The sequence below is a fragment of the Psychrobacter sp. AOP22-C1-C5 genome, assembly GCF_052378885.1.
Lineage (GTDB): Bacteria > Pseudomonadota > Gammaproteobacteria > Pseudomonadales > Moraxellaceae > Psychrobacter.
In genome coordinates, this window is the sequence record NZ_JBQSYC010000007.1 from 38258 (window position 1) to 51056 (window position 12799).

Consider the following 12799-nt stretch of genomic DNA (forward strand, 5'->3'; position numbering starts at 1 on the left):
TAGGACTAATTACCCGAACGACAGCTATTTACACACCCTTATGCTGTCACTGCCTTGCACCTATTTTTAAAGGGTGTAGGGGTGTGAATTGTGTCGTATAAAGATGAAGCGCGTAAGTATCAATTATTAAATACAGCTTTTGAACTTAATTTATCAAAACCAACTTATGAACAAATTGCAAATTTAGTCTTCTTTGATAATGATTGTACTGATGCCCAACGCGAAAATAACTATACTTTCTTAACTAACATAGATGAAGCTATAAATAGGTACGTACAAAATAGTGAAATAGACTATAAAAAAGACAATACGTTTAATGGTAGCCCTGATTGCGGGTGTGATTATGACTGTGAATGCAGTTTAAATGTCTTTGCTATGTCTGCATTTAAGAATATAGCGCGGCAATTTGATTTAGATATAAAGGGAAATAATGCTTTAGTAAATAGTGTATTAGCTGATTTTACAATAGAAGAACAACATAGATTATTGAGCTGTAATATCGCTGAGGTACTAAGAATTATAATGTATAAAAGTCTGTCATATCTAGCTTACAATCTTGGCTTTTATGATATTTCTTTCAAACATCATGAAGTAGCAATCGTTATGTATGGTGGAATAATGGTTGATGTACAAGTTGATATTACTGATTATCTAGAAGACGAAATTTCAGCTAGAAGTAAAAAAGCGTCTGATGCAAGGTGGCAACCCCATAGAGAGGAAAAAAAAGAACGTAAAAAGAAATACCTTAAAATTATGAAAGATAAAGGATTTAGTACTTATACCGATGCAGCTACCTACATTAAGTTGCATGTTGATACAGACAAAAAACCCTCATTTCCTACTGTATGTCGTTTACTAAGCGAGGCTGATAAAGGTAATTTCTCATAAAATAATATCGTATGCATGCATTCAACACTCTATTCATGCATTCAACATTTTATGCATGCATAAGTATTTAGCTACAATCACCCACCCCATAACATAGCCCATGTAAGCCGTAGAACACCTTTACGGCTCAACAAACTACATGGAGCTATGAACATGACACACCCCACCCAAAACACGCCAGTTATTCCTTTTACTGGTGACACCTCGCACGATACAGAACCAACCACCGCAAACAGTCCAGCTATGCAACTGCCTACTACTGGCATGGGCAGAGCAAAGGACATTTTACCATTCCTACCCTTTAGCAAAACCACCTTGTTTGAATGGTCAAAAGATGGACGTTTCCCAGCTGGCAAGAAGCTAAGCCCTACTATGACCGCATGGGCTTACGCAGACATACACGAATGGCTTAACTCTCACACCTCAACCACTAGCGAGGTATAGAGCCATGACTACTACAGCCACCGCTACCGCCACAGTGACTAACCAGCCAGCACCTAAGACACAGATTGATATTGTTAGGGCGCACCTGATGACAGGGGCAACGATCACCACTTGGGACGCATACCGCCTTTATCAAATCACATGCCTAGCACAGCGCATTCACGACCTAAGAACCGCAGGGCTAACCATTCAAAGCGAGATAGTCACGCACAATGACAAGCGTTTTTCGGTCTATTGGCTTGATGAACAGACATTACTTGAAAGCGAACTATCTAACAGCGAGGTGAACTAAATGAATAACCACCCTAGCATATCAATCGACACCCCAGCCAGCCGCCTAGTGACTGTAGATAGTCTGTACTTACGGCTTATGAATGACCGCATACAGGACATTTACCGCGATACTGACCACCTAGCCACCGCGCTAGATGCTATCAATACAAAAGACGATGTTAGCCAAGGCGTGCTTGTGGCAGTCAAAGCAGCACTACTGACCAATAGCGAGCTGGCAGGTATTGTTAGTGACATGTTTTGTGAGCACGCATTACCGTACCAAACGGAGGTAACAGACCATGAGTAATGATGACCTAGTAAGCGAGGTTATAGACAGGTTAAAGGGTGAGGGTTTTTTAATGATAGCTGATGATTTTATAGATCAGCTTATCACCACCTTGCACGCCAATGTGACCATCATTAACACCATGACCCAATTAGCAGAAATAGAAACGCAGATGCTAGGTAGCTTGTTACCAACAGGCAGCCGACAAGTGGAGTCATTAAAAGAGCTATCGAAAAACATAGCAGAAATCGCCTTTAACGTGGAGGACGTAAGAAATGACCAACGATAACAGAACCAGTTTAAGAGCCAGCCACGGGACACACAATCGCAATGAGCCACATAAACGTGGCTTACTACTTAGCTTTACCATATTCATGGCATGGGTGGCAGGTATTGGCTTATTACTGTCATTAATCGCTTGCCAGCCAGTCAATGCAAAACCGATTGCAACCAATACCAACAATGGTTACTATATAGACCTCTCAAGAAAACACGCAAGCGGTAAGCCATACCGTTATCCATTGGCATTTTTTGTGCCTGATAATAGCGCAGCCTCTCAAGCTGTCACTATCCATTCAAGCACAGCCCCACAAGCGCACCTAAGCGCCACAAGGGGGCAAACCATCATATCTATAGCAAATTATTTGCTAACCGACTATGACGGGTTGACGCTGCAAAATAAAATAGCCGTAAGGCGAATATGCAGGGCGGTTGCTTGCGTGACCGAGAGTAAGACCCGTCACCCTATACTTTTACCGTATAGCGTGGCATTCACTCAAAAAACAACGCAAGGAGTTATCCATCATGGGTAAATCAATCCGTACGACCTCAAACACTCAAACCACTACCAACAGCACACCAGCCCCATTCAAGGCAGGTAACAGCGTTCTGTGCCTATCATTAAGCCTTAATCCGTTTGTACTTATCAATGATCCACGCGGTAAGCGTGACTTACTGGCACTTATTCACGATGGCAGCTATTTTAACTATGACAAGCAAGGCTATTTTGTCCCAGCAAGCGACAAAGAAACAGGCGATTATCAGCCGTCACTATTCCACGACACGCCAGCCAACCGCCAAGCAATAGCCACGCTATACAGTGGCAACCAATCAAGCCAGCGCACAGTAATAGACACTACTACCGCCGATGATGACGAAGTGATTTTAATGTCGTCACATGATTTATCAGATATTGCTTGTGACATTAACGGGGCTGCTACTGCCTTATATGATGTTGGACAGTTACTAGCACTCATACACTATGAGAAGATAGAAGCGCACACAGCGCCAGCACTGGCACGCCTAGCACATGATGCTACCGACACATGGGCAAGCTTACTATATGAAAAATTAGAGCGCATTAACGACACCCTAGTAATGACTGGCTATAGCAAGGTGGGTAAATAATGAAAACCTACCCACCAAAGCAAAGCCGTAAGCACGCCAAGCGCAAAAGCTACTATAAAAAATATAGAGAGCAGCGCCAGCCGAAACAGTCACAAGCAAGGGGGACTAGATGACCACCACACCACAAACAGCCACCCATGAAAAAGCCCGTGCATCTAGCACAGGCTTTCCAGTGGTAATAAATAGTTTTGATGCAGCCACACGGCAAGGGCTGGCAGATGATCCTACTTTGACAAAGCTATATGAGCTATTACCGCCCAATAGCTTGTTAAGCATTACAGACGATCTTACTACAAATGACGCGTCTTTAGTACCGACAGCTGACACGATAGCCTTACGTTTGACCGATAAACAAGGCGATATTGTAGGCGCGGTATTCTACACACCAAACAGTAAAGCAAAGCCCATTGTCATTGATCCTACAGGGTATGGCGCTATCGTCATTGGTGAGCCAAACAAAGCCAATGAGATCATAGCCTTTAATGACACTGATAGCGGTATTGATGTTTACAGCCATCTGATGGACAAGACAATCATTGTCAGCCCTCAAAAAACAAAGCAGTCCCTCAAAAAGATGGTGCAGCACTGGAGCAGCGGATCACAGGTTACTGTACCTATGACGCTTGATGATAAGGGTTTAATCAACCTATTGGCAGGTGTAAAGGCGCAAGCATTGGTTACGGTGGCTCATATCGTCACCATGCTACAAGATGACAGCTATGAAGCGATACTGGCAGCTGATGACACCCAGCTAATCAATTTACAAGACACTGCCTATTATACTGAATGGCGCGATGATCCACAGCTTAATGAACCGATGACATACAGTGATGGGCGTTTTGAGCTATACCATGACGGGCTGTTTTTTGTGAAGTATAACGATGATGACCCAGCAAACATAAGGTTTAAGTTTAAGGCGTTTGTTTGTTCACCGATTGAGGTTATCGCTAAGACACGGGACACAAGCAGCGGTACATGGGGGCGGTTATTGCAGTGGCGCGATGATGACAGCGTATTGCATACATGGTCAATGCCGTTATCGCTGCTACAAGGTGATGCAAGGGAATACCGCAAAGAACTGGCTAGTCAAGGCTTGAACATTACCACCAGCCCCAAACAGCGCAATTACTTAGACACCTATATTCAAAACTACCCTATTCATAAACGGGCGTTATGCGTGGATAAGCTGGGCTGGCATGATAAGCAATATGTATTACCTGACAGAGCAATAGGCAGCGATGGTGAGCAGCTTATCGTCTATCAGTCTGCTAATGCCATAAACAGCACACTAGCGCAGCAAGGCACGTTAGATCAATGGCGTGATAACTTATGCAAACCACTTGCCGAACAAAGCCGTTTTGTTTTCTCTATTGCTTGCGCGTTCGCTGGTCAATTACTGGAGTTATTAGAGTATGACGGGGGCGGTTTTCACCTCTTAGGATCATCAAGCATGGGTAAGTCCCTATCGCTAAAATTGGCTGCTAGCGTATGGGGCAACCCTGACAGGTACGTTAAGACATGGCGTAGCACTGATAACGCACTGGAGGGCACAGCAAGCGAGCATAACGACAGCTTTTTACCACTTGATGAAATCAGCGAATGTGATCCCAAAATAGTAGGTAAAACCGTTTATATGTTGGCTAATGGTCAAGGTAAGGGACGCAGCACCACCACTGGACACAATCGCATAGCTAAAACATGGCGCATTATCTTTTTGTCTAATGGTGAGGAGTCGCTACAAAACTTCATGGCACAAGCAGCACAGAAAACCAATGCAGGTATTGAGGTTAGAGTGGCGCATATAAATGCTGATGCTGGCAAAGGGTTAAAGACGTTTGATAGTTTGGTGCTGGCAGACACAAGCGAAGCCCAAGCCGATAAGATCAACGAGTTATCACACGCTTACTATGGATCAGCTGGCATAGCATGGCTAGAACATATCACCAGTGACAAGACAGCAACCACCGCCAACGCAGGTCAGCTTGTCAGTGACTTTATGAGTCAATATAGCGACCTGACAGCACAAGCGCATAGAGTGGCTAAACGGTTCGCTATCGTGGGCGCAGCTGGAGAACTGGCAACACAGGCAGGTATAACAGGCTGGCAAGTAGGACAAGCAACCGCAGCCGTGATGACTTGCTTAGATAATTGGCTTGATAACTATGGGCGTGATGGTGAGCATGAGCAGCGCCAAATCATAGAACATATCAAGGCGTTTATTGAACAGCACGGATCAAGTCGCTTTCAGCCTTGTTATAGAAATACACGCTTAGACTTTGAGGAGAGAACCCCCAACCGTGTAGGTTATCGCAATATGGACACGGGGGACTATTACTTTTCCAAAGAAACTTTTAACAGCGTATGTGCGCCTTTTAGCAAAAGCAAAGTATTGCAAGTATTAGAGGAAGCCGACTTGTTACTACTTAATCAAGGTGACCGTAAAATCTACAAAACGCCTGATACTTTATTTAATGGCAAGCACCGCCCATCTGTTTACGCGGTTACTGCTAACATACTTTGTTGTGAACCTATGAAAAAGGACGGGACAAACGGGACGAACGGGACAGGCTATATGCAGCAAGGGATTGCGCTGTCCCATTGTTAAAAACCAAAACGGGACGAACGGGACAGGATTTTACATTTTAGCTTTTCTGTCCCGTCTGTCCCATTGCTAAAAACATAAACGGGACGGCTGTAATCCATACCACGTAAGGGCTGTCCCGTCTGTCCCGTCTGTCCCATGCAAAAACATAAGGTACGGCAAAAATAATTAACCTTAATACAAAAGGACAATAACCAATGACTGACAACGCTAAAGTATTAACCCAGTCTATTGAGTTAGGTAAAACAAGCCAATTTGATGTCGCAGAATACCTGACAGATGAAACTTTAATCATTGCCTACTTAAACGAAGTATTAGCTGGAGGTGTACCTAGTGAGTTTATCGAAGCACTAAACGATGTCGCACGCACAAAAGGTATGAACGAGCTGGCAGAGAAGCCACGTTTTGACACTATGCTAAAGATTATTGATGGTATGGGCTTACAGGTTACCCTAACCCCTAAGGCAGAACTAGAAGCTTAACTGTTTTTGATTATTGACACCAAAGGCAGCCGTTTATCGTCTGCCTTTTTTATGGGCTGCAAAAACCTAGGGGAAACCTAAGGTTAGGCGCTCAATAAACACGGGCTGCATGTTGTCATTTGTTAACATTCAAACCAGTTTGCCGGCTGCCAGCATGTTAAGTTATGTTAAGGTTTAAAACCTTTATGGAGAAGATCACCACACAGCCAAACAGTGTCATTACTTTTACCACGTTTTACCGATCACCAGCCCCCAATGGTGTAAGCGTTAGCGTGATACCTTACTACCATTAGCCCACAGCGCCATGATGTCACCAAAACAGGGTAAAGCCGTCAAAAATGAGATATGAGCAATTTTGCGCGTATTGAGCGTGGTTCAAGTTAACTATTCCGCTACGAACTGCCAAAAAGTGAATGGAGCGCAAACACTTACCAATCATGGGCTATAAGGCAGTTTTAGGGCTAAATTAGCAAGGGGCTGTAACGGGTCAAAGATAACCCCAAAGGTGGGGGTATTAAGCATGATTTAGGTTTACCAGTGTTTACGGATCACTAAAACACGAATGAAGCGCAAACGCTTGCTAGATATAGTTTAAGAGGTTATTTTAGCGTCAAATTAGCAAGGGGCTGTAAACCTAAATAGATACGCCCAGATTTGAGCCTATCTTTTAATACCACATGATACGAGGTCAGCATTTAGTAGCATTATATAATTAACGCATGGGAAGACAGTACAAGGCGTACAGATGAAACCCTATGCCATAGCCGTATCACATGACAGATAAAACCGATTATGGTTCTATCACCTGATAAAACTTGAATTTTCGGACAACGTAGGCAATCACTGCCAAGCCCTTTTCATGGAGTCCAAAAACCCTAAGATTTCCCTAAGGTTTTATTTTTATTTCAAAAATATAGAAAAGCCGCAAGGTTCTTAACAGATCCTTACGACTCAAAAATACCGCATTCAATTCCGTACTACGAAAAATAAATTGCAGTTTAGTACTTAATGGCAGTGATAAGTACCACGTTTCGTATCATTGTGACAACCTGCAGAATTAGTTCCACCGCTATGAGCAAAAGCGCTAGAAGCAAATGTCACTGTAAAGAGTACTATTAATAATTTTTTCATAATATTATTCCGTTATAGTTGATTAATAAAGACTCTACTATATGAGAAAAAACAAAGTATTGATACTTAGTAAACTATCACAATATTGGTTTTATCATTAGTTTTTTTTATATCTAAGCCTCTACTATCTCAATATGAAAACCATGTATGAATATTTGTGCCCGAACCAACATTGACGCGTATCATAGCGATAAGCTATTTATGATTTTCAAAAACATTAGAACCTGTCAAAACCTTACATTCGAAATTAAATCAGCCACCAACAAACGCTGAAATAGATGCTCCTTATTTTGGGTTTATCTAGTTTTTGGAGTCCTTAAAAGGGGTAGTTTATGGAACAGTACACGCGTGAGGATCGCCCCAAGATCACCACAAGGGTTATGACCTCATAAAACCTCATATTAATGTTGCCTATTGGCAGCACTCACTACCCAATAAAACCCAACGTTCCGCACCCCAAATGCGGAATTAAGAACCTAACAAAACCTAACATCGAAAAGTGAACAGCACCGCTTTGCCTGTTAACATTTGTTAACGTTGGCAGACCATGCCGACTTGTCAAAACTTGTTATTGAGAACCGTACAAAACCGTACATTGCTAATATCGCAAACCTTATAAAACCTTACATTCAAAACCAAATCACACACCGCGCAATGCTGGCTTGAACCTTGCCGTTGCCTAGTTTTCGGAGTCCATAAAAAGAGGACTTTTCGCACAGGTATCAAGGGGGGCTATAAATCGAGATTAAACAGGCAAACCACATAAGAGCGCCTCTATTTACACGCGCAAAATAAAAACCGTTTCAAAAAGAAGTTAAAGCAGGTTAAAGGTAGTTTTGCGACAAGTGAACGCCTTTTTTATAACGCTCAAAAACCTATTGAGCAGATAACCGCCAATGGCGTGAATTGGCAGATGCAAAGAAAACGCGCGTTATTTGCACCTATTAGAGCGGTATTAATTGAGCGCGTGCAGTCATTAGAGAAACAACCCCATGTAATTGATATTTTTAAGCTCACTATTACTCTTGCCTAGCTATACAAATATCGTTATAGTCAAATTATCAACCATATAGTAAAAAGGCGTTAGACAATGAAACAGATATCAGTTTTTATACTTGGCTGCCTTGTAGCTGGCTCTGCCTATAGTGTAACTCCTGTTAATAACGCACCTTTAGACTATAGTAGTGCTGTTATTGATTTCAATAAATTAGATTTAGCGAAGTCCTATCAAGATGGTGTAAATATACGCAAAGCGAGAGAGGAAAAGAAAGCCTACAAAAAACATCTAGCTGCAATGAAAGAGCTTGAACAATTAGACTTGACAGATCAACAAGCCGTAATGAACTTTGCTAAAAGCTATCCAAATGAAATTGATAGCTTAAAAGAATTACTTGATTTGCAGAAACAGCTTCAATAACTATATATCTAGTTCACCAATTACAAAATAATATTCAATGAAGCAGCAAACAGCCAAAAAAGGGCATTATTAAAATCTATTGTTGGTATTATTGTTGGTATCGTTAATATATGAACCAATAAAACCTATATATTTCAAGGCATACAGCCTTTGCTTTACTTCCTGCCGTTCCGACCAAACATAGTAGTAATAAGAAAAGCCAATCATTGATTTTCAATGGTTGGCTTTTTTTTGTGCTAAATTTGGCTAGGGATTGTATGATGTATTTGAGGAAGAAATAATAAAAACCTTGCAAGGCACGATAAGTGTTCGAAAGCCAGCCGTTCACACACCTTTAGGTTGGTTTGTCTTATATCTAACTTTGATTTAAGGGTGTAGAGGTGTGTATTGTGCTAGTGAAGCCATATCTATCTATGCGAGAAACCGTTGATTTTGTTTTTGAATTGACAGGCGAAAAAATAGACTGGTCAACCCTTGAGGAGTTAAGTAATGTTGAACAGCTTACACCAGTATTCCTATTTAGTGGCTATATTGGTTATCCTGATCAGAACAGCATACGTTATGACAAAATGAAAGCCTATTTCACACATGATGATTTTTTCATACACCAAACTAGGAACTATGAGTCTTACTCGATGCATAGTGATGCTGATGTTCCAGAATGGATAGAAATACATTCACCGTTTACCATTCAAAATATTATTAAACATCAAAGCAGCGCATATGAAGTTCATGATAAAGTATTTTTATTCAAGAACCCTCCTATCGGAGAACTTGATAAACTCGATGAGCTTAAGTATTCTCAGATTGACTTTGACGACGTACGTTTTTCTAGGAACGAACTAATAACTGTTTTTGACATAAAGCAAGAAAAAAGAACAGCACAAAATGAATTTGATTTTTATTTAGGTGCTATGGACGCTATAAAAGAAAGGGCAAGTGCTGAAATTTCTCGTAGAAGTGAATTAAGCTTGGTAGGAAATCAAAAGATATTAGCCAGCTACGCCCTATTTACACCTCATCATATAGCATGCTTTCTATCTAACGAAAACCCAGCCTATGAACAAAATAGTAATATGTATTGTGCTTATTTAGATATGGTGAAAAATGCAATAGAAGCTGATGTTTTGAAACCTATCAATGAAAAAGAACAAATATCAACCGAACAGGTTAAGGAATGGCTAGCAAACAATAACTTTGTCTATAGGGGTTTCAATGACGGTACACCAACCTATGCTGACCAAATGGCAGAAATGAAAGAGGAAGGTGTAGCAGCACACGTTAAAGTACTTAATCTAACTGATAAATTAGAAGATTTAGAGTTAGATAATATGCTCAAAACCCATGTAGCTAGTGAGCTGAATGACCTATCTAAGGAAGACAAAAAGCGTATAGCTGAGCTAGAACGTCAACTAACGGAGAAGGAAGCTAATACTAGCTTTATGATGGGCAGCTCCACATTAGAACAAGGTGAACCCAAAACCAATGAACAAATTATTGACAATCTTAAAGAGCAGATAAAACAGCTTACTACCGACCAAGATCAAGCGCAAACCACTATAGCCGAACTCAAAGAGCAACTAAACATAGCCAATACGATACTAACAAACACTAAATCTGTATCCATAGCCCAGCCCTTTGACTGGCAAAACATGAGTGAGCACATCTATCCGCCTGAATTACATCTGGCATTGATGGTATGGCAACGTATTTACTGGGATAATGAATTAAAAGACAGCCATATCACTTCACATAATGGTAAGTTTGAGGCAATAGCTAAGAAGATTAATCTTAATCCAAAAAGCACACTAGGAAAGCGTGTAAGAATGGTAATAAATACTGCTCATACTAAGAAAAAGCAAAGTGAATTAGCTGAACAATTACAAGCCATTGAGCATATCAATATATCAGCAAATTGATATGACAGCCCATAACATTATACTACTTCTTTGAAACTGCTTATTGCCTAAACCTTATGAGCAACCCTTACTATCTTAAAATACAATTATGAGGTATTAGGATATGACAATCTGTTTAGATTCAGAAGTACAAAACTTGTTAGCAGCGTGGGGACATTGGGTTTTAGCAGATGGTACAGGGCTAGGATATACTAGTCCTATGGCTAGACTAATACGGGAACATGTTGGGGAAAGGAGCAAAACACGTACTACCATATTTATAACTGATGATCAGGCTCTAAGAGTTGAAAATCTTATAACAACTTTATGTCAGTATAAGCCAGTAGAAGGTAAAGTATTGCAATTAAGATATATTGAAAATATGAGCGACAGTGCTATAGCTAAGTATTACTTAACGCCTCTTAAGTACGGTGAAGACAGCACTAAAAAGGTAAGCGCGTATCAAGCAGCCAAGCATATAGCGAATGCTGAAGGATTTGTAGCAGGCTTTATAATAAGTGAAATTCGTAAGGAAATAGGTAACTTATAGCAGTACGATGCTTTTTTATTGTCTAAAACTAATAAATCTATGAGGAGCATACCCTCATATCATACCCCTTTTTTAAGAACAGTCCATTGCTACACACCATACCCTTAGCATTAATCTTCATGTAACCCGCCGAACATTATTACGGCGCAACATGGAGCTACACACAATGACCCACCCAAACAAGAACTCACAAAAGCTACCTAACATCCAACCCCGCAAACCAAAAAAGTGGCAGCGTTTTTTACTCAGAACAGTGCTCAGTATTCTATTGCCTTACCTACTATCACCGCCCGATATCAGTGTTTATATTTACCACATTACTGTCGCCCTTCCTTCATAGCGACAACACGTACACTGCCCTGACTGATACTCACGATAACTAGACTTTTAGTAGGTGAGCAGTTAGGGTAAATGCTTTATTATTATGTGATTCATCCTATGCCCGAGACTCTCGCCACGCCTGATCCTACCCTGACAGATGACACACCTTGGAATGCGTATCAGCGTCCTTTTGTCCGTGATTTGGCGTACGTACTGGCATGTCCCAATGTCTTAACGACATGGCTAGATTTTGCACCGCATCAAAACACCCATACAGTTGCTGTGCATAGCGTTGGCTTTTGGCAAGCGCAGTTTGAGGCGTATCAAGGGCGTCTAGAAGAGTTGGACACAACCAACGCTTATCAAGAGCTGACCCGCTATTTAATGAAAAGACCCAGTCCTAACCGTTTGGGATTTCACTTTGAAGGGTTATTATCATTTTGGTTAGAAGATGGCTACGCGCGTAAGCTGCATTCATATGAGACGTTGGCCAATAATGTGCAGTTATACAACGGTAAGCAAACAACGGGTGAGCTGGATTTAATCTTGTACAATCATGAGGAAGAGATTACCGAGCATTGGGAGCTGGCCATAAAGTTCTTTATGGGTTCCGCGCCTTTTGCCCCTGAGAATTGGGTTGGGATCAACTCCAATGATAATTTGCAGCGCAAGATGACTCACATGCAGACCAAACAGTTTCGTAGCGTCTGGGTCGATACCGAGGATCATGGACGCATCAGAATTGGTAAGCGTTATGGCATTATTAAAGGACGGTTCTTTTTGCCCATCAACACCACCAGTTTTGGTCATCATGATTGGCCCACTTGGTTGCAACCTAATTTCCCAATACATGAGTGGTGCGATAAAAACGATCTGATCAATCTTGCGACAATTGACATAACTAGGTTGCGAAAGGCGCGCTATGTAGAATGGTTTAACAAACGCAGCTTTTATGATGACCATGACAGATACCAGCCACCCCTTACCTACTCTAAAGACGAACCACTCAGAACCGGACTATACTTTGAAGGCGATAGACCAATTGTTATTTATCACTCACAGCCAGATAGGATTCGAGTTAAGTTTTAAAAGGCACTAGT

Annotated in this window: 15 protein-coding genes; 14 read left to right on the forward strand and 1 reads right to left on the reverse strand. The window is 41.3% G+C overall.

Annotated elements, in window-relative coordinates:
- The first annotated feature begins 90 nt into the window (after positions 1-90).
- The 9 genes from ACT3TH_RS10190 (at position 91) to ACT3TH_RS10230 (ending at position 6382) form a co-directional block, all read left to right on the forward strand.
- Positions 91-888, forward strand: a complete 798-nt coding sequence (locus ACT3TH_RS10190) for a hypothetical protein (protein WP_444755721.1) — start codon at positions 91-93, stop codon at positions 886-888.
- A gap of 153 nt (positions 889-1041) precedes the next feature.
- Positions 1042-1332 carry a helix-turn-helix transcriptional regulator gene (locus tag ACT3TH_RS10195; protein WP_444755722.1) on the forward strand — a complete coding sequence of 97 codons (291 nt, stop codon included), beginning with the start codon at positions 1042-1044 and terminating at the stop codon, positions 1330-1332.
- Positions 1333-1336: 4 nt separating this feature from the next.
- Positions 1337-1624, forward strand: a complete 288-nt coding sequence (locus ACT3TH_RS10200; RefSeq protein WP_444755723.1) for a helix-turn-helix domain-containing protein — start codon at positions 1337-1339, stop codon at positions 1622-1624.
- Positions 1625-1912, forward strand: coding sequence for a hypothetical protein (locus tag ACT3TH_RS10205; protein WP_444755724.1), 288 nt, complete (start codon positions 1625-1627; stop codon positions 1910-1912). It abuts the gene before it with no gap.
- On the forward strand, positions 1905-2180 hold the full coding sequence (locus ACT3TH_RS10210; protein ID WP_444755725.1) for a hypothetical protein: 276 nt from the start codon (positions 1905-1907) through the stop codon (positions 2178-2180). Before ACT3TH_RS10205 ends, ACT3TH_RS10210 begins: the two co-directional genes overlap by 8 nt.
- Positions 2167-2703, forward strand: a complete 537-nt coding sequence (locus ACT3TH_RS10215; protein ID WP_444755726.1) for a hypothetical protein — start codon at positions 2167-2169, stop codon at positions 2701-2703. The genes ACT3TH_RS10210 and ACT3TH_RS10215 overlap by 14 nt, the downstream gene beginning before the upstream one ends.
- Positions 2696-3298, forward strand: coding sequence for a hypothetical protein (locus ACT3TH_RS10220; protein WP_444755727.1), 603 nt, complete (start codon positions 2696-2698; stop codon positions 3296-3298). Before ACT3TH_RS10215 ends, ACT3TH_RS10220 begins: the two co-directional genes overlap by 8 nt.
- A 109-nt stretch (positions 3299-3407) precedes the next feature.
- Positions 3408-5903 carry a DUF927 domain-containing protein gene (locus tag ACT3TH_RS10225; protein WP_444755728.1) on the forward strand — a complete coding sequence of 832 codons (2496 nt, stop codon included), beginning with the start codon at positions 3408-3410 and terminating at the stop codon, positions 5901-5903.
- A gap of 194 nt (positions 5904-6097) precedes the next feature.
- Complete coding sequence (locus ACT3TH_RS10230) at positions 6098-6382, forward strand: helix-turn-helix domain-containing transcriptional regulator (protein ID WP_444755729.1); 285 nt, start codon at positions 6098-6100, stop codon at positions 6380-6382.
- Between the two features lie 1005 nt (positions 6383-7387).
- On the opposite strand, the gene ACT3TH_RS10235 is transcribed toward ACT3TH_RS10230, so the two are convergent.
- Positions 7388-7513, reverse strand: coding sequence for a YHYH domain-containing protein (locus tag ACT3TH_RS10235; protein WP_444755730.1), 126 nt, complete (start codon positions 7511-7513; stop codon positions 7388-7390).
- A gap of 1090 nt (positions 7514-8603) precedes the next feature.
- On the opposite strand from ACT3TH_RS10235, the gene ACT3TH_RS10240 reads away from it, so the two are divergent.
- The 5 genes from ACT3TH_RS10240 to ACT3TH_RS10260 all read left to right on the forward strand — a co-directional run bounded on the left by ACT3TH_RS10240 (position 8604) and on the right by ACT3TH_RS10260 (position 12788).
- The gene (locus tag ACT3TH_RS10240; RefSeq protein WP_444755731.1) at positions 8604-8930 is read left to right on the forward strand and encodes a hypothetical protein; all 327 of its coding nucleotides are present in this window, start codon (positions 8604-8606) and stop codon (positions 8928-8930) included.
- A 389-nt stretch (positions 8931-9319) separates the two neighbouring features.
- Entirely contained in the window at positions 9320-10849 is a 1530-nt protein-coding gene (locus ACT3TH_RS10245; protein ID WP_444755732.1) for a hypothetical protein, read from the forward strand.
- A gap of 103 nt (positions 10850-10952) precedes the next feature.
- Entirely contained in the window at positions 10953-11378 is a 426-nt protein-coding gene (locus ACT3TH_RS10250; protein ID WP_444755733.1) for an antiterminator Q family protein, read from the forward strand.
- 166 nt (positions 11379-11544) lie between these two features.
- Positions 11545-11718, forward strand: coding sequence for a hypothetical protein (locus ACT3TH_RS10255; protein ID WP_444755734.1), 174 nt, complete (start codon positions 11545-11547; stop codon positions 11716-11718).
- Positions 11719-11816: 98 nt separating this feature from the next.
- Complete coding sequence (locus tag ACT3TH_RS10260; protein WP_444755735.1) at positions 11817-12788, forward strand: DUF1853 family protein; 972 nt, start codon at positions 11817-11819, stop codon at positions 12786-12788.
- Positions 12789-12799 lie beyond the last annotated feature (11 nt).